Raw genomic sequence first — 17711 nt, forward strand, 5'->3', positions numbered from 1 at the left:
TTATTTGGTGAAGTAACAAGGAAAAGTCTTGATTACTTAGCAAATGCTACTTTTGAGTTGTTTGTTTGTATTGTTTTTTCTACAACGGCTAGTTTCTTTTGAACCTTTGAGGCATAACTGAAATCTCCAAAGCAGTAGGGATAACGAAAATTACCTTTAAATCCACCACATGTATACATGGTCGGATGCTTATCGACCTGCATTTTAGAATAGGATTTTGCTAATTCCTCTGTATGTTTATATCCATTTTCAGCTACATAACGGATGTAACCTGGTCCCATATTGTAGCTTTGAATAATTGTATCCATATCGACCTTACTCTTCTTGCCGAGCTCATACATTTGATAAAAATGCGATACACCTTGTTCAATGCTGGATGAGGGATTCGTAATTGCGTTTCGCTTTAATCCTGCTGATTCTGAAGCCTGCATCGGATCATTTCCTTCTCCGCGGCTTTCTTGATACATAATTGCTAGTAATACGGTAGTAAACTCTCCAAGCTGATATTTGTTCAATTCCCTTTGAATATCGGATTTGTAAGTGAGTACCTTACTTGGCGAACCTACTGAGTCTGACGACTGAAAAAAAGGAAAAATATTCTCATTTTCATTAATCCAAATCATTAAAAAACCGAGTACTATGGGGAGTAAAAAGAGGGGAATGAGGATTCGTCCCCGCTTTCTTACATTCATGCTAAAATCCCTCCGTTATTAACAAATATATAGAACTGAAATTGTATCTTCTGTATAGGTTTTAATTCCCTCAAAAGTACAATTAAAATTAGTAAGTTGAATTAGTTCTCTATAATAGTATCACACTTAGGGGCATTGTCTTATTACATGTAGTTTACAAATTGTTGAGAAAATGTTGAGTTATTCGACAATATTTTTAGGAAAAAAGAACTTGACAACAATGATTAGTGTCGAAATTCCTCGAAATACCGCCCTCTTTTTTGAGTTGATCACTGAAAAAGTACTATGTTTTAATGGCCCCAATTAGGAGTTTAGGAAGGAAACGATGTAGTAGAATTGTGCCTGTAACAGAGAGCAAAGAGGTGTAATAAAAGAGCACCAATCGTGCCCTTTTATTACACCTTTTTTCGAAGTCTATGATTGTTCACCGCCTTCTTTTTTGAGAAGAAGGCGGTTTTTCGAGGCTATCTCATTTTAGTTATACAATCATTTTAAAAATGGTTAAGCCAATCCCTATTAAAAATCCACATACGGCTCCGTTTACTCGAATCCATTGAAGATCTTTACCAACGTTTTGTTCCATCATCGTAACGAGTGTTTTATTATCGAGCTTGTCTAAGTTTTCTTGTACAAGTTTTCCAATTTTGGAGTGGTTTTTTTCGATTAAAACAGTAGATTGCTCTTGAATCCAGCTTTCAGCTTGTTGGCGATAGGTAGCATTATTTTTTACATTTTCCCATTTTTGAAGTACATAAGGGAAAAGGTGGCTATTAACATAGCTGCTATCTGCTAGTGTTAGCAGCAAATTTTGTTTTATCTTTGAAAGTAATTCTGTTAGTTGGTTCGTCCCGTCCCATTTGGAGAGGAGTGTTTCTTTCCATGTTTGAATCGTTGTTAGTAAGGATTCATTTTCCTTAGCCTTTTGGAGTTCATCTTTCACCGCGCGTAACACGTTTGCTCTATTTTCATTTTCTTCTTGCTGTAAGCTCGTAATGCCGCCTCGTAGAAAATCTTGAATGATTTGTCCAAGCTTATCTTCGTCAACAATATTTATAAATGATTTAAGCGCAAATTGTAGAAATCCATCTAGTTCAATATTCATCAGTGCCTTCATAGCAGCACTACCAAGCTTGTGACGGGAATCGTCCTTTTCTACCCAATTTTTTACCTTATCTAGTAAGAAATCTAGTACGTTTTCTTCATAGTTATAAAGAAGTATTTGGTCAATTGCAGTTTGTAACAAAACATCCGTATCAATGGTATGTAAGTACTTCTTAAGTTCTTTTGTAGCAAATCCAGCTATCTTTTCTTCATCTATCCTTAGAATGGTTTGGCGTAAAATTGTTAGTATTCCTTCTTGTACGGAACTTTTTTGAAGTTCTTTATCAATAGCTTCTATTATTTTTTCAACAATTTGAATTTGCTTTAATTTTGATGTGATGCTTTCTTTTGTAAGCCACTCGTTCTCGAGCATATTAATTAGACCGTTTGTCATTCTTTGACGATTTCGTGGTAAAAGTGCTGTGTGTGGGATTGGAATACCGAGGGGATGACGGAAAAGTGCTGTAACAGCAAACCAATCGGCTAGTCCACCAACTAGGCCAGCTTCGAATCCTCCCTGTGCAATGGTTCCAATGATAGATTGTTGAAATGGTAATGTAGCAAGAAAACCGCTTCCCATAATTCCTAAGGAAACACCTGCTATTTGTTTTGTTCGAATTTTCATTCTTTGTATTCACCCTTTACGATACATTTATGATATGGACATATGTATAGCTTTATAACAAATTTAGGCCATATGTATTACATTTTTCTTTATTATAACGTATTATAACTGGAACTCATGAATGAAATGCATAAGAGTTTGAAAAGACCGATGAAATAAGGACTGTAAATGGAAGAGGAGAGTTAATGATTTACTTATCTCATGTCAAAGACTAATTTTACAGGATTGGTTATCAGTAATCTGGACGGGGGTAGAATGGAGTAACAAAAAATGGACCTTAATTGGTAAGGTCCATTTTGAAGTATGTGAATAATGATTGAAAGGGTCCAATTATGCATTTGGAACCTTTCTCCATTTTTGTATATCAGGTTTTAAGAATATATAAAGAGCGGGAACGATAAAGGCAACCATGCCTATTTTTTCTACTAATTCTCCGCCAGTTTGCCAAAGTCTTATTAAACCTTCACTAAATAATTCTCCGCCAATCAATATTAAGACGATACCTAATACTTTAAAGATAATGCCAAGATTAAATTTGATAGAGGATTTGAAGATAATACTTGCGACTGCTATTGCTAATGCAATTCCAAGCACACTTCCAAGAACGATGGAAGAAGCACCATTTGTTATTTGGGTAAGATTAAAGATAACAAGCTCTAATCCTTCGCGAAATACGGAAACGAATGTAATAATAAATAAACCATAACGATCAGATTTTTTGGATACTTGAGAGCGAATGTCTGCACCTTGTTGATTAGATCGGTGAAGCCATAGTATAAAGTAAGCAATCATTGCAGCAGCAAGAAGCATCATTATTCCTTCGAATACTTTTGTTCCTTCTCCTTCAAATCGCTGCGCACCTTGAAATCCAAAAAAACCAACTATACAACTTACAATAAATCCTACTAGGGCACCTGCGTACACGGTAGAAGTTAAATTTTTACGATTCATTTTTGATAGTTGTGCTAGTATTATGCCGACAACTAGTGCTGCTTCGAGTCCTTCACGAAAAGATAAAAACAAGCTTGATAGCATAGTAGATAACCCCTTTGATAATGATTTTCAATATCATCATATTATAAGGAATTCGCTTACATGTCAATATGATTTTGAGAATTATTCTCAAAATCATATTGGAAAGAGCAGAATACTAGTTTCGTATGGTTATTGGTAGGTTGGATGATTGTACTTTAGAGGTACGGTTGAGGACAACGCAAAAAAAGGAGAGGCTTATCCCTTTTTGGGTTAGCATGTTCTCCCCTTATATTATGCGGTAGCTTGTGAATCGTGACGTTTCATAAAGATCCAACTAAATGTAATAACCGGAATCAAGTTGATTAGCATCACAATGGTAAGTTGGAAATCTGTTCCGATTAGAACGGAGTGAACCGTAACGAGAATGTACATAATTGGTGTAAAGACGTGAAGCTTACGCCAAAATTTGATACCGATTGCTTTTCTTAACTTTGTTGTAATAATGGTAATGGTTAGAATGTAAAGTGAAAATATACCTAGTGCCATTGGCAGTGGCTTATAGCTGGTTGAGAATGGAATTAGTAAATCAGTCCATGTGAACTTTGCGTAAGCGTCAAAGAATAAAAATCCAAGATGAGCAAGAACAAGAATAAATGCCCAATTTGATAATGGCTCATGTAGGTTTAGCCAAGTATTTATTTTCCGCTTTTTTCTCTTTAAAATTTGTGTATAGAGCCCTATAATCGTGGCAACATATAATAATATATATGCCACAGTCCCTGTTGCACGAATCAAGTACCAAATATATTCATTCATTCTTATTGCTCCTTCCATATAGAGCCGTCTTGACCTACAAGAACAGCATGTATACCTTTTCTATGAATCCACTGCTTTCCTTTTTCTTCCCCTAATAGAAGAACGACCTTTGCCCATACATCTGCTTGGACTGCGCTATTTGCAGTAACCGTTGCAGAGATGATTGGACTTTGAGATGAGTGTGCTGTTGCGGGATCTATAAGATGATGGTGATACTCACCGTTCACGAGCCATTTTCGCTTAGCTGATGTTGAAGTAGCGAGACCTCCTGAAGTAATATCAATGGACGAAATATAACCAGTATTAGATAGTGGGTTTTCTATATCTAGGTGTAGAGGGTATGGCAGCGTTCCGAAAACACGTATATCCCCGCCTATATTAATAAATCCATCTGCATGTGCTTCTAGCAGAGCTGCGATATAATCTAACGCCCATCCTTTCGCTATCCCACCTAAATCAATTCTAGTGTGAAGAGTAACCGTTCCTTTAGCTGTATTTAGCGTAAACGGAGGTTGTGGAACAATCGAGGTAGAAAGTGTAAGTGCCTCCACTTCCTTGTCTCGAATGTACTCAATGGATTTTGTATATCCTTCTTGTTCCAAGGTAGTTAGAATGCCTGGATTAAATATTCCATCTGTATCCTTGTAAAACTCCTCAGCCTTTTCTAAGATTTGAAAGAGGGAAAAGGAAACTGCTCTTTCTTCGCCTACATGCTCGTTTAGCTGAGAAAGCTCACTGTCTGGTCGAAATCGGCTACATGTATTTTCAATTGCGCCTAGCCAAATCTCCACTTGATGAAGAATTTCAGAATCTAAATAGGAAACAATTCCAAGTTCAACCTTTGTACTCATGGCATGAAAGGAATACTTGTTCATATTATGAGCCTCCAGTAGTAGAACTGTAGCTCTTCTTACTATGAGAAGGAGCACTATATCCTTGTGAAGGACTTACACTGCTGCTAGAATTGCTGTTACTAGAGTAGCTATTAGAATTGTTACTGCTGGAATTGTTGTTACTTGAATTATTACTGTTTGAATTTCCATTATCTGAATTCCAGCTACTAGAATTGCTATTACTACTTGTGTCAGGCGGTGTAAAGGATGAATTATCATCTGATTTAGCATTCGTATCAGTTTCAGGGGCATCTTCAGAATTTTGGGAAGGGATAGAGACCCCCGCATTATTATTTTGTGCAATCGTATTTGTATATCCTAAATAAGAAACCATTCCTGCGACAAGAGAAACACTGCTTATTCTAACACCCCAAGTAATCAATGTTTTTTGGCTCATGGTATTGTGCTCCTTTTTTGTATTTGTATTGTTTATATATTGTATAATAAGGGCTAATTCTTAAAATAACCTTAACCCTAATGAAAAATTTTAAAAAAGTCATTCGAGTTTTGGACAAGAAAGTATGTAACAATTTATTTTTAACTTTTTGCAGATGTTTGTATAATGGAAGAATAGGGTATAAAATGTTTTCGTTTTTCAAAAAAGGATAAGTATGAAGTGTATAAAAATATGGGTATCTCTAAAGAAAATAATTTGATATACATGAAAAAAATAGAAGGGGTGTTCAGAGATGGCTCAGTCCTTTCTTTTATTTATTGTAGCCGGACTTGCTGAAATTGGTGGTGGATATTTAATTTGGCTATGGCTTAGAGAAGGTTATACGGCTAGTTATGGTGTATTTGGTGGAATCATTCTCATAGTATATGGGATTATTCCTACCTTCCAATCTTTTCCGTATTTCGGGCGTGTATACGCGGCGTATGGAGGGGTTTTTATCATCTTATCTCTTCTATGGGGATGGGCGGTCGATCGTAAGGTGCCGGATCTCTATGATTGGATTGGAGCAAGTATGTGTGTCATTGGTGTTGGTATTATGTTAGGGGGACCACGCCATTAAGTCATAAAGGGGGAGTAGATTTGAATGTAGAAGAGCAGTTGCAAATAAAGGTGAATCGTAAAGGTATGTCGATACGTAATGTAGCAAAGCGAGCTTTTTTTGTTACAATAGGTGCTATATTAATGGCAGTCGGACTTGAAGTTTTTCTTATTCCAAATAACGTAATTGATGGTGGGATAACAGGTATTGCAATTATGCTTGCCCATATAACGGGGTTACCTCTAGGAGTTTTTATCTTTATCATTAATCTTCCTTTTTTCTTTATTGGATATAAGCAAATAGGGAAAACATTTGCAGTTTCCACTTTATACGGGATTATTGTACTTTCAATAAGTACGGGATTATTACATACAGTTCCCAAACTAACGGGAGATATTTTACTAGCGACTGTTTTTGGCGGTGTTCTGGCAGGAATCGGTGTTGGATTAGTGATTCGAAATGGTGGATCCTTAGATGGAACAGAAATCACGGCTATATTAATTAATAGTAGGGTTCCGTTTTCAGTCGGAGAAATTATCATGTTTTTTAATATATTTATTCTTGGAAGTGCAGGATTTGTTTTCGGATGGGATAGAGCAATGTACTCATTAATGGCATATTTCATTGCATTTCGTACGATTGATGTGGTAATTCTAGGTCTTGACGAGTCGAAATCTGCTTGGATTATTAGTGATCACCATCAAGAAATTGGCGAGGCAATCTTAGCCCGGTTAGGTCGTGGTGTTACATACTTGAGCGGCGAGGGTGCTTATACAGGTGATGATAAGAAAGTTATTTTTGCTGTTATTTCAAGATTAGAAGAAGCAAAGCTTAAATCAATTGTTGAGGAAAAAGATCCAAATGCCTTCTTAGCTGTAGCAAATATTGCAGAAGTACGGGGCGGTCGCTTTAAGAAGAAAGGGATTCATTAAAAGGAAACAGGAATGGCCTTTCATCAGCCATTCCTGTTTCTTTTCTTATGTTCATCAGATGATTTTGTATCCAAGATTAATACAACGAATCATCTGCAACTACCTTCCAGTTATGATTCACGGTAGCCTGTACTGTTTTTCTTTCTAGTATATAGTTTGTAATAAGCTCTGCCATATCCATTGGAATGTCTTTTATGATGGGCTTATTTTGATACATGGTGTAATTTCCCCCGCCACCAGCACGGTAGTTATTCATTACAACATCAAATTCTTCTTCGAGATTGAGTGGTTTCCCCTCGTATTCTAGTTGTTGGACACGGTCGCCAACTGGCTTTGTAATGTTTAAAACGTAGGAAATCCCTTCCCACATGTCATAATTGTAGTGCTGTGGCTTTGGTTCCATGAATGCTGGATTCACGATGATATTCTGTTTTTCATCTAGTAGGAAATAGTCTGCAGATTGCTCCAACGCATCTTTAATATCCTGACCAGTAATTCGAATGACCTTTAATGTATTGGGATAGATATAATTCGATACGATATCACGCATTGTAATATTCGTAGGAAAACCTAATGAATGATTGTGAAAAAGGGCAGTATTTGAAATATTTACATGTGCAATATCCATTTGTACTTTATTAATAAACTCAATAACAGCATTATCCTGCATGCGTATTTGCATCGCATCCGATATACTCATATCCCCTTCGATTTTTCCAATCGGCTGATCCAGCCATTGTTGTGTGATTTCTTCATAAGAAGAAGTCAATTTCAATATTTCTTCATCTGGCACAACATCTTTTGTAGAAAGTAGCTCTGACTGACTCTGTGCTACGTTCCACTGCGTACCATTATGTTCGAAAGTTACAGACACCTTTCCTAGCGCGTGACCATTAAAGCTTGGTTGCAAAACGGTTACACCATTTACTTTTTCGCCTGCTATGGCACGATGTTGATGACCGGTAAGAAGGACATCAATCCCATCAATTTCATGACAAATAGCATATCCTTGATTTTCACCAGTAAGTTTTTCGATTGGTTCACCCGTCTGTAAATCTCTTTCAAAGCCGCCGTGATAGGAAACGATGAGTAAATCAGGATTTACTTTTTCACGTATGTATTGTACCCATTTTTTTGTTGATTCAAGAGCATCTTCAAAGGATAAGGCTGCAATATAGTCGGGATTCTCCCAATTTGGAATGTAATGAGTGGTAACGCCAAGGATTGCAATTGTAATATCCGGTTGTATTTTTTTTATTATATAAGGTGCTCCAAAGTATGGCTCGTTCGTTTGTGCATCTAAAATATTTGCACATAGATAGGGGTAGGTGGAAGAAGTGATAGCATGCATTAATACGTCCATACCATAGTTAAATTCGTGATTACCAATTATGGCTGCATCGTAGCCGATATGATTCAAAATAAGAGACATCGGATTTTCTTGTTGGAGCATAGATTTTGCATAATGATATGTAAGAGGAGTTCCTTGAATAAGATCACCGTTATCAATAACAATTACCTCTTCATGAAGAGAACGTTCTTGTTTAATAAGCGTAGCGATTTTTGCAATACCTACTTCTGCAGGTTGATTGTTACTATAAGTAATCGGATAAATGTTACCGTGTATATCACTGGTCTCCAATATAGTCAGTTGCACTTGCTTGTGCATGCTCACTGAAATGCCCCCTTGTTCATTATAAAAAGTAAAGTAAGATATTTTAATATACATTAAATTACAATTGTAAACAAACTGTGTAATTAATGTAATAATACTGTTTATTTAGTATTATAATGGAAATTGTATGTTATATTACCTTCTGGTACTAGATTATTAATAAAATTGTTATAAACGGAGGTAAATACATGTTTAAGAAAATTGTTGCGATTTGTACTACTCTTGCTCTAACAGCTAGTATTCTAGCTGGATGCGGAACGAAAGAAAATACAACAGCAAGTACACAACCTACGAATCAAGGATATGTTCCCAAGTCTTTAACAGTTCAATTTGTACCATCACAAAGTGCGGATACACTAGAAGCAAAAGCTAAGCCACTCGAAAAGCTATTAAGTGATAAGTTGGGTATTCCAGTAAAAGTTAGCGTTTCAACTGATTATAACACTATCATTGAAGCGATGGCATCTAAACAAGTAGATGTTGGATTTTTGCCTCCAACTGCTTACGTTTTAGCGCATGATAAGAAAGCAGCAAACGTAGCACTTCAAGCACAACGTTTTGGTGTGGATGATGCAACAGGTCAACCTACTAAAGATTTAGTAGATTTCTATAAAGCAGAATTTCTTGTGAAAAAGGATTCCCCAATAAAAGATATTAAAGATTTAAAAGGTAAGAAGATTGGATATCAAAACGTAACTTCTTCTGCTGGATATGTATGGCCTGCAGCTGTCCTTCAGGATGCAGGAATCGATCCATTAAAAGATGTTCAACCAGTAACGTTAAAGGGTCATGACCAAGCTGTTATTGCTCTTTTAAACGGAGATGTAGATGCGGCAGTTGTGTTTCAAGATGCACGTAATACGGTGAAAAAAGACTACCCGAAAGTATTTGAACAAACGCAAATCATTAAGTTCACAGAAAAAATCCCGAATGACACGATTTCGGTTCGGTCTGACATGGATCAAGCTTGGGTAGAAAAAATTCAACAGGCATTCATTGATCTTGGTAAGGATCCAGAAAGTCAAAAAATCATTAGAGACATTTATTCCCATGAAGGTTATGTGAAATCGGATGATAGCAAATTCGATATCGTACGCCAATATAATACAAAAGTAAAAACAAAATAATTGTACTTGTTAAGAAATTACTTTCCATGATATAGAATATGGCCAGCTGTATTGCGTGTTATATTGACATGTAATACGGTTAGTCATTTTTCTAGTTAAAGAAGAAATCATACGTTCACATTTAATAGAAGGTAGGGCACATACGTGATTGAGTTTCATAATGTTTCGAAAGTATATCCGAACGGGACAGTCGGTTTAAATAAACTTAACTTTACAATCAATAAAGGGGAATTTGTCGTTATTGTAGGACTTTCTGGTGCGGGTAAATCAACACTACTTCGTTCAATTAATCGTCTTCATGAGATTACAACTGGTGAAATAAGTATTGATGGGAAATCGATTACAGCTGCAAAGGGAAAGGAGCTTCGCCACATTCGCCGTGACATCGGCATGATTTTCCAAAGCTTTAATCTCGTAAAGCGTTCTTCTGTACTACGAAACGTATTATCGGGCCGCGTTGGTTATCACTCTACATTACGCACGGTGCTTGGATTGTTTCCAAACCAAGATATAGAGCTAGCTCTGAATGCCCTTGATCGAGTAAATATTTTAGAAAAAGCATATTCTCGTGCAGATGAATTATCCGGTGGGCAGCAACAACGGGTTTCAATTGCTAGAGCACTTGCACAGGAGGCAAAGGTGATTCTTGCAGATGAACCGGTCGCATCTCTTGATCCCCTCACGACAAAGCAAGTGATGGATGATTTAAAGCGAATTAATCAAGATTTGGGTATAACTACCGTTGTGAATTTACATTTTATTGATTTAGCGAGAGAATATGCAACGCGTATCATTGGCTTACGCGCAGGAGAAATCGTGTTTGATGGAACCGTAGAGGAAGCAACGGATGAGGTGTTTGCTGAAATTTATGGTCGTCCCATCGACAAAGATGAATTATTAGGAGAGGTTGCCAAATGAGTAGTGCTACAACAAAGAAACTACCTACTCCTCCTAGTAAGCTAAAGCATACATTTACGGCTATTTTGTTACTTTTATTATTTTTCGGAAGTGGAATTCAAGTTGATGCTTCGCTTTCAAAGTTAATAGATGGATTACCGAATATGTTGGATTTACTAAAACAAATGGTACCTCCTGATTGGAATTACTTTTCCAAAATAACAAGTGCTATGCTTGATACTTTGCGTATGGCTATTCTTGGTACTACATTTGGTGCCATTCTTGCTGTTCCACTTTCTCTACTCGCAGCAAATAATATTGTTTCATCTCCTATTTTGTATGGATCAGCTAGGTTTCTTTTAAATTTAATTCGTACGGTACCTGATATACTTCTTGCCGCCATTTTTGTAGCAATATTTGGGATAGGGTCTTTGCCAGGTATTTTAGCCCTAACTGCTTTTTCGGTAGGTCTGATTGCTAAGCTATTATATGAAGCAATAGAAGCGATTGATAAAGGACCATTAGAGGCCATGACAGCCGTTGGAGCAAATAAGATTCAATGGATTTTTTATGCGATTATTCCACAAATTACAGCGCAGTTTATCTCCTTTGTACTATATACGTTTGAAGTAAACGTTCGGGCTGCAGCAGTGTTGGGATTAGTAGGAGCAGGAGGAATTGGTTTGTATTATGAGCAAACGTTAGGATTCTTACAATATCAGCAAACCTCTTCTATTATTATTTATACGTTAGTCATTGTGTTGCTCATTGACTACGTTAGTACAAGTTTACAGGAGAAACTGCTATGACTACTAATTCGAAAATGATACAAAAAACTAGAAAAATAAATTTATATCGTTGGAGTATTGTTGCGGTGCTAGCCCTCATTTACGTATGGGCATTTTCAGGAATGCCTATTCATGGAATTAAACCAACAGCAGGTCAAATTACAAATTCAATCCTCTCAGGCATTATTCACCCAGATTGGAGCTATGTGCTGCTTCCTGATGGAGAAGACTTAGTTCATGGATTGATTGATACACTGGCCATTGCGGTGCTAGGAACATTTATTTCTTGCGTATTGTGTGTACCGTTTGCATTTTGGGCAGCAAACAATATGAGCAAAGGAAGGGTCATTTCTAGAACAGGAAAATTTGTGCTCAGTTTCGTACGGACATTTCCTGAAATCGTTATGGCGCTTCTCTTCATTAAAGCGGTGGGGCCAGGCTCTTTCGCCGGAGTGCTAGCCCTTGGATTACATTCCATTGGTATGCTAGGAAAGCTATTCTCAGAGTCTATTGAAAATATAGATTTGGGTCCAACCGAAGCCCTTATCGCAACTGGCGCAAATAAAATACAGATTCTATGGTATGCGGTGTTGCCACAAGTATTGCCGGATTTTCTATCCTATACACTGTATCGATTTGAAATCAATGTTCGTTCTGCTGCGATACTAGGGGTAATTGGTGCAGGAGGAATCGGTACACCTCTCATCTTTGCACTTAGCTCACGTAATTGGTCACGAGTTGGAATTATATTACTCGGGATTATTATTATGGTGACGCTCATAGATTTGATTTCCGGATATATACGAAAAAAATTAGTGTAATGGTATCTGTTGAAAAGGGACTAGCGAATGCTAGTCCTTTTTGTACTTGGGAAAAAGGAGGATTCGAAAGAAAAATTAAGTGCTGCCAAGATTACATGGATTTTAGCTAGCCCATTCGATATTGCATACTAGTAAGTTTGTGAAATGCTTTCTACTAGGAGTTTATTTTTTGCAATAGAATCGTTATGATGGATGAGGAAACCATTTAGAGAGGAGCAAAGCACATGAAGCGTTACTGGATTGAACACAAAGCATATATTTTGCTTGGATTGCTTGCGATTCTCTGTCTATTTGGTATTTATCGTACAGGTGTTCTTACACCAAGCAATATCGATTCGCTTAGTCATTGGATGAGAAAGGAAGGAATAGTAGGTATGCTACTTTTTATTCTTGCCTATACCATTCGTCCGCTCTTCTTTATTCCGATGCTCCCTGTTACGTTATTTGGTGGGTATACATTTGGAGCAGTTACAGGGACCCTTTTAAATATTATCGGAGCGGGCAATAGTGCCGTTATTGCATTTTATATAACTAGAAACATAAAAAGTAAAAGAATCCGGTCTTTTCTCGAAAAGCATAGAAAACAAATCATAAGTGATCAAATTGAAAAGCATGGGTTTCGTGTTGTGCTCTACATCCGTCTTATCCCGTTCATTCCATTTGATAGTATTAATTATGGGATGGGATTATCGAAAGTGAAGGTACGCGATTATATAGTAGCCTCATACATTGGCATTATTCCTGGTATTTTCGTAGCCAATTTCGTTGGAAATTCTTTGCGGAATATATGGAGCATACAATTTATCGTGGCAATATTATTATACGGATTTGTGATACTTATTCCGTATATTTATAACAAATGGAATAAAAAGAATGATTAAAGTAAAAGATTTGAAATGAAAGTGATTTTTATCCCGATTTACAATAGAAAATCCAAGAAAACTGTATAGTAGCATCATGGAAATCAACGATCGAATTCACCTTCAAATATCTTCAATATCTCTATTATTCTCTTTCTGTTTTTACAAAATCAATCATTTAAAATCTTATCATTGTTACTTCGTTGACAATGATAGGGGATATCGATATATTTGGTAAGTAAGTATTTACTTATTAAAAAAGGAGAGAGATATGACCCAAAAACCTACTAAGGACCGTATTGTAGAGGAGGCACTCAGCTTGTTTGCAAAAAAAGGGTTTGCCGGAACTACAATTGCAGATATTGCGAAAGGTGTTCAATTATCCGAAGGTGCGCTATATAAACACTTTAAGAACAAAAAAGAAATATTTATTGCATGCCTGCTCCCGCTTATCGAAGGAGAAATTGATTCTTGGTTACCCCAGCTAGAAGATGTAAACACATTGGAAGATATCATTGCAATTATGGTACGGCATCGATTTGAGCTGATTTTTCATAATTTAGATGCATTCAATATTTTATTTACTGAATCGCTTCATGATGAAGAACTAGGTAGATTGTTTCAGAAGCGCCTCATGCAAACGCAAAAACCGGAGTTGATTGCACAAAAGGTAAGACATATTCAAACAATGGATCGGCCTATGCCTTTACCAAATGGAACGTTTTTAAGTATTGGGCTTACAACAATGATTTGGGGCTTAGCGAATGACTATAAACGCAATTTGAAACAAATTGGAATAAATTTTCCTTCGAAAGAAGCATTGCTTGATGAATTAACGAGGTTTGTCCTATACGGAGCCTTGGGTAATCCCCATTCCAACTCGCAACTTTCTAAAGAAAAGGAGTAGGTTCATGAATTTTCTAACTAAATTCTCTATGAAAAATGTAGGATTCATTTTTATCATCATTGCTCTCGTTTTTGCGGGGGGAATTTACTCTGCACGAACGATGAACCAAGAAAAGTATCCGAGCATCGATGTTCCGTATTTATCCTTTCAAGTCCAATATCCGGGTGCCACTCCAAATCAATCGCTTGAAGATATCGGAAAACCATTAGAGGAACAGCTAACAAAGATTAAAAATGTTCAAAATTTGTATGTTACCTCCTCAGCAAATAACATAAATGTAATGATTGAATTTTCTCTTTCTGCATCTATGGACCAAGCAGAATCAGATGTGAATGGTGCGATTTCAAAAGTAAAGTTACCTGACACTGCGAAAACAATGCCACTGCAGCGGAAAGGTCCAAGTGCCCAGCCAGTTTATTTATTCGCAGTGGACGGGGGCGGAGCTTCGATTGATGATGTCCAATCATTTACAGATAAAACGATTAAAACTAGTTTACAATCTGTGCAAGGTATTGCCGATATTGAAGTTGATGGTATTTCAACAAAGAAGGTATTTATTAAAGTAGATCCTGAAAAGCTTAAGCAGCAAAATCTGACGCTGGATAAGGTGAAACAAGCATTGCTAGCCAATAATGTTACGGCTCCAACTGGGGAAGTGACGATGAATGATAAAACGATGCTTGTGCAAGTTGGAAAGCAGTATTCCAATTTAGATGAAATTAAGGCTACTCAGATTATCGTAACGCAGCAAAACACTTCAGGTTTGCAGGATGCCTTTACAAACATTGGACAAGGCATGAATACGTTAGGAAGTGCAGTAGGTGGCTTAGGGAAAACGGTCGGCATCAGTGCAAAGCAACAAGAATTGATGCAACAAGAGATTCAGTTATCTGGAGTAATAACGCAGTTGTCTGGACAAATACAAGCGGATAAAGTTCAGTTGCAAGCCCTGCAGTCACAGGCAGCAACTACTTCTGCTCAAGCAAAGGCGAATCCTACTAATCCACAACTAGCAAAAGCAAGCAGCGATTTAGCGACGCAAATGAATCAACTCAATCAAAAAATAGCAGGGGAAGAAGCAAAGCTTACAGAGCTACAAAACTCGATGACGCAGCTACAAGCAGCGATTACAAGTTTATCTAGTACGAGTCAGCAATCTTTACAAAGCGTGCAGCAAAGTGGTTCACAAACGACGCCATCTTCCAATTCTTCTGTATCGATGGGAGGATTAACGATTCGTTCTCTTCCATTATCGGATATTGCGGATGTAACCTATGCAAACGAGCAGCAATCAACGATAACTAGGCTAAATGGACATCCAGCAATTAGCATAGGGATTATTCCAAATACGGATGCGAATACGGTGGATGTTGTAAAGAAAACGAATGATCAGCTTGCAAAGATTACGATGCCAAAGGGGTATTCATTCACTACCTTGCGTGATGAGTCGAAGGAAATTCAGCAGTCTGTCAATAGTATGATGAGAGAAGCGTTGTTTGGTGCACTTCTTGCAGCTGTCGTCACATTGCTATTTTTGCGGAACATTCGTACCACAATCATTGCCATTCTTTCGATTCCGTTATCGATTTTCATTACCTTAATTCTATTAAAGCAAATGGGATATACGCTTAACATGATGACACTTGCCGGTATTGCGGTCGCAGTTGGGCGTGTCGTGGATGACAGTATTGTCGTGATTGAAAACTTGTTTCGCCGTATTCGGCATGCAAGTGAGGAAGAACGAACGAAAGACCTCATTATGGAGGCAACCGGCGAAGTATCCCATGCGATTTCATCGTCTACGATTACAACCGTAGCGGTATTTATTCCGCTTGCCTTTGTTCCTGGTATCGTAGGGAAGTTCTTCGCACCATTTGCGTGGAGTGTTGTAATTTCTATCTTGTTTTCTTTCCTTGTCGCAGTATCGGTTATTCCAGTTCTTTCGAGATTAACGTTATTAAAGATGAAGCCAGAAGAGAATAAAACGAGCTGGTTAGAACAGGCATACCGCATCGTATTACAATGGACGCTTCGTCGAAAATGGATTGTAGTAGGAATTTCATTGTTGCTATTAGTTGGCTCTGGATTATTGGCATCGAAAATTCCTGTGAATTTCTTCCCTACAGAAGCTACGAAATATTATAACGCTTCTGTTACAATGCCAATTGGTACTTCAATTGATAAAACGAATGAAGTTGCTACAAAGCTTGAAAAAATTATAGCAGATACAAAACAAGTCGATAATTATGAAACGGTAGTTACCGGCGGGACAATCTCCACGCAAATTACATTGAAAGATAACGTGGATACGAAATCGTTCGAGCGTGCCGTTCGTGACAATACGGCAAAGTTCGAAAACGATATTACGACAACATTAACAGCAACAGGTAGCTCTCCGGGTGGTGGAGGGTTAGCGATGATTATTACAGGTCCGGATTCAAAAACCATTTCTGATGCAGCAGCTAATTATGAAGATGTCATTAAGAAGATGCCGGGAATTGCTGATGTAAAATCAAATGTAAAAGCGGTTCGTCCGCAAATTTCTGTATCTGTTGACAACACAAAGGCTGCAGAAAAAGGTGTATATCCTGCCTCTGTTTCAGGCGCAATTCGTGATATGCTATCAGGTTCCACCATTTCTACGATGTCGCTTGATGGAAAAACAACAGATATTAATCTCGGACTGAAAACCGATGCGCTGCAATCGACAGACGCAATCGCTGCGCAAAAGGTAACGAGTATGGCCGGTGAGGATGTTACCATTGGAGATATAGCTAAGGTTGAGCAAACAACTGGACCCACCTCGGTTCAACGTTTGAACAAAGCTGATTATGTTTCCATTTCAGGTACTTTTACAACAGATAATAGTCGTCAGGTACAAACTGACATTAAAAATGCAGTAGCCAAAATCTCTGTACCGACTGGCGTTAGCTATTCATTTGAAGGGGAAGCGAAGCAAATTAATGAAGGATTTTCAAATATGTTTGCTGCGATAGGAATTAGCATTATCCTCGTCTATGTAATCATGATGATTACATTTGGCGAAATGCTTGCTCCATTTGCCATTATGTTCTCCCTGCCATTTATTTTTGTAGGTGTCGTCCTAGGTTTATTTATGACAGGACAGTCGCTTGGAATGCCTGCCTTGGTAGGGATATTGATGTTAATCGGTATTGTTGTGACGAATGCAATTGTTCTAGTTGACCGCGTGAAGCATAACGAAGCAAGTGGAATGTCAACGTATGACGCGCTAATGGAAGCGGGTATGAAACGGATTCGTCCCATCCTAATGACTGCGGTTGCGACGGTCGGAGCATTAACGCCGCTCGCTCTTTCATCAGAGGGTGGATTAATCTCAAGGTCACTTGCGGTTACCGTAATTTCAGGGCTTACGACGAGTACAATTTTAACTTTGGTAATTGTACCAATTATGTATTTAGCCTTTCATAACTTACGAGCAAGAATGTTTGGCGAAAAGAAATAACGAGGAGCAAATATGCACGAGAGGGAAACGAATAAGGTTTCCCTCTTGTTTTTTTGTTGTATCCTATATGTTATCACCGATATAATGATGCTAAGTATAGATTTTACAAAGCATGATAAGGGA

At 37.6% G+C, this 17711-nt stretch carries 16 protein-coding genes; 9 read left to right on the forward strand and 7 right to left on the reverse strand.

Annotated features, from left to right (window positions below; translation table 11 throughout):
• Nucleotides 1-32: 32 nt before the first annotated feature.
• The 6 genes from ACAN53_RS16125 to ACAN53_RS16150 form a co-directional block, all read right to left on the reverse strand.
• On the reverse strand, nt 33-692 hold the full coding sequence (locus ACAN53_RS16125) for a lysozyme family protein (RefSeq protein ID WP_379971183.1): 660 nt from the start codon (nt 690-692) through the stop codon (nt 33-35).
• A 478-nt stretch (nt 693-1170) separates the two neighbouring features.
• Complete coding sequence (locus tag ACAN53_RS16130) at nt 1171-2418, reverse strand: DUF445 domain-containing protein (protein ID WP_379971184.1); 1248 nt, start codon at nt 2416-2418, stop codon at nt 1171-1173.
• A gap of 330 nt (nt 2419-2748) precedes the next feature.
• On the reverse strand, nt 2749-3453 hold the full coding sequence (locus tag ACAN53_RS16135; RefSeq protein WP_379971185.1) for an FTR1 family iron permease: 705 nt from the start codon (nt 3451-3453) through the stop codon (nt 2749-2751).
• A 231-nt stretch (nt 3454-3684) separates the two neighbouring features.
• A complete protein-coding gene (locus ACAN53_RS16140; protein WP_379971186.1) occupies nt 3685-4209 on the reverse strand; it encodes a ferric reductase-like transmembrane domain-containing protein in 525 nt (174 codons plus the stop codon).
• Between the two features lie 2 nt (nt 4210-4211).
• Nucleotides 4212-5084, reverse strand: coding sequence for an FAD:protein FMN transferase (locus tag ACAN53_RS16145; protein ID WP_379971187.1), 873 nt, complete (start codon nt 5082-5084; stop codon nt 4212-4214).
• Between the two features lies 1 nt (nt 5085).
• Complete coding sequence (locus tag ACAN53_RS16150; RefSeq protein ID WP_379971188.1) at nt 5086-5499, reverse strand: hypothetical protein; 414 nt, start codon at nt 5497-5499, stop codon at nt 5086-5088.
• A 292-nt stretch (nt 5500-5791) separates the two neighbouring features.
• Between ACAN53_RS16150 and ACAN53_RS16155 the strand changes: the two genes are divergently transcribed.
• Nucleotides 5792-6118, forward strand: a complete 327-nt coding sequence (locus ACAN53_RS16155) for a YnfA family protein (RefSeq protein ID WP_379971189.1) — start codon at nt 5792-5794, stop codon at nt 6116-6118.
• A gap of 65 nt (nt 6119-6183) precedes the next feature.
• A complete protein-coding gene (locus ACAN53_RS16160; RefSeq protein WP_379971253.1) occupies nt 6184-7029 on the forward strand; it encodes a YitT family protein in 846 nt (281 codons plus the stop codon).
• A gap of 76 nt (nt 7030-7105) precedes the next feature.
• Here ACAN53_RS16160 and ACAN53_RS16165 read toward each other — a convergent pair whose 3' ends face one another.
• Complete coding sequence (locus tag ACAN53_RS16165; RefSeq protein WP_379971254.1) at nt 7106-8698, reverse strand: bifunctional metallophosphatase/5'-nucleotidase; 1593 nt, start codon at nt 8696-8698, stop codon at nt 7106-7108.
• A 194-nt stretch (nt 8699-8892) separates the two neighbouring features.
• Here ACAN53_RS16165 and ACAN53_RS16170 point away from each other — a divergent pair, with 194 nt between their 5' ends.
• The 7 genes from ACAN53_RS16170 to ACAN53_RS16200 all read left to right on the forward strand — a co-directional run bounded on the left by ACAN53_RS16170 (nt 8893) and on the right by ACAN53_RS16200 (nt 17588).
• Entirely contained in the window at nt 8893-9831 is a 939-nt protein-coding gene (locus ACAN53_RS16170; RefSeq protein WP_379971190.1) for a phosphate/phosphite/phosphonate ABC transporter substrate-binding protein, read from the forward strand.
• Nucleotides 9832-9975: 144 nt separating this feature from the next.
• Complete coding sequence (gene phnC, locus ACAN53_RS16175; RefSeq protein WP_379971191.1) at nt 9976-10749, forward strand: phosphonate ABC transporter ATP-binding protein; 774 nt, start codon at nt 9976-9978, stop codon at nt 10747-10749.
• Nucleotides 10746-11537: a phosphonate ABC transporter, permease protein PhnE gene (gene phnE / locus ACAN53_RS16180; protein ID WP_379971192.1), complete on the forward strand. Its 792-nt coding sequence runs from the start codon at nt 10746-10748 to the stop codon at nt 11535-11537. The genes phnC and phnE (ACAN53_RS16180) overlap by 4 nt, the downstream gene beginning before the upstream one ends.
• Entirely contained in the window at nt 11534-12337 is an 804-nt protein-coding gene (gene phnE / locus ACAN53_RS16185) for a phosphonate ABC transporter, permease protein PhnE (protein ID WP_379971193.1), read from the forward strand. The genes phnE (ACAN53_RS16180) and phnE (ACAN53_RS16185) overlap by 4 nt, the downstream gene beginning before the upstream one ends.
• Nucleotides 12338-12561: 224 nt before the next feature.
• Nucleotides 12562-13218, forward strand: coding sequence for a TVP38/TMEM64 family protein (locus ACAN53_RS16190; protein ID WP_379971194.1), 657 nt, complete (start codon nt 12562-12564; stop codon nt 13216-13218).
• A 250-nt stretch (nt 13219-13468) separates the two neighbouring features.
• Complete coding sequence (locus tag ACAN53_RS16195) at nt 13469-14104, forward strand: TetR/AcrR family transcriptional regulator (RefSeq protein ID WP_379971195.1); 636 nt, start codon at nt 13469-13471, stop codon at nt 14102-14104.
• Nucleotides 14105-14108: 4 nt separating this feature from the next.
• Nucleotides 14109-17588: an efflux RND transporter permease subunit gene (locus ACAN53_RS16200; RefSeq protein WP_379971196.1), complete on the forward strand. Its 3480-nt coding sequence runs from the start codon at nt 14109-14111 to the stop codon at nt 17586-17588.
• The last annotated feature ends 123 nt before the right edge of the window (nt 17589-17711 follow it).

It is taken from the genome of Ectobacillus soli (genome assembly GCF_042610425.1).
GTDB lineage: Bacteria > Bacillota > Bacilli > Bacillales > Bacillaceae_G > Ectobacillus.

What these genes read in the sequence shown, in the direction of transcription:
- ACAN53_RS16135 (WP_379971185.1), bottom strand. Translation starts at nt 3,453, where the DNA reads ATGCTATCAAGCTTGTTTTTATCTTTTCGTGAAGGACTCGAAGCAGCA.
- ACAN53_RS16140 (WP_379971186.1), bottom strand. Translation starts at nt 4,209, where the DNA reads ATGAATGAATATATTTGGTACTTGATTCGTGCAACAGGGACTGTGGCA.
- ACAN53_RS16155 (WP_379971189.1), top strand. Translation starts at nt 5,792, where the DNA reads ATGGCTCAGTCCTTTCTTTTATTTATTGTAGCCGGACTTGCTGAAATT.
- ACAN53_RS16195 (WP_379971195.1), top strand. Translation starts at nt 13,469, where the DNA reads ATGACCCAAAAACCTACTAAGGACCGTATTGTAGAGGAGGCACTCAGC.
- ACAN53_RS16190 (WP_379971194.1), top strand. Translation starts at nt 12,562, where the DNA reads ATGAAGCGTTACTGGATTGAACACAAAGCATATATTTTGCTTGGATTG.
- ACAN53_RS16200 (WP_379971196.1), top strand. Translation starts at nt 14,109, where the DNA reads ATGAATTTTCTAACTAAATTCTCTATGAAAAATGTAGGATTCATTTTT.
- phnE (WP_379971193.1), top strand. Translation starts at nt 11,534, where the DNA reads ATGACTACTAATTCGAAAATGATACAAAAAACTAGAAAAATAAATTTA.
- ACAN53_RS16160 (WP_379971253.1), top strand. Translation starts at nt 6,184, where the DNA reads ATGTCGATACGTAATGTAGCAAAGCGAGCTTTTTTTGTTACAATAGGT.
- ACAN53_RS16125 (WP_379971183.1), bottom strand. Translation starts at nt 692, where the DNA reads ATGAATGTAAGAAAGCGGGGACGAATCCTCATTCCCCTCTTTTTACTC.
- ACAN53_RS16150 (WP_379971188.1), bottom strand. Translation starts at nt 5,499, where the DNA reads ATGAGCCAAAAAACATTGATTACTTGGGGTGTTAGAATAAGCAGTGTT.
- ACAN53_RS16145 (WP_379971187.1), bottom strand. Translation starts at nt 5,084, where the DNA reads ATGAACAAGTATTCCTTTCATGCCATGAGTACAAAGGTTGAACTTGGA.
- ACAN53_RS16170 (WP_379971190.1), top strand. Translation starts at nt 8,893, where the DNA reads ATGTTTAAGAAAATTGTTGCGATTTGTACTACTCTTGCTCTAACAGCT.
- ACAN53_RS16165 (WP_379971254.1), bottom strand. Translation starts at nt 8,698, where the DNA reads ATGCACAAGCAAGTGCAACTGACTATATTGGAGACCAGTGATATACAC.
- phnE (WP_379971192.1), top strand. Translation starts at nt 10,746, where the DNA reads ATGAGTAGTGCTACAACAAAGAAACTACCTACTCCTCCTAGTAAGCTA.
- ACAN53_RS16130 (WP_379971184.1), bottom strand. Translation starts at nt 2,418, where the DNA reads ATGAAAATTCGAACAAAACAAATAGCAGGTGTTTCCTTAGGAATTATG.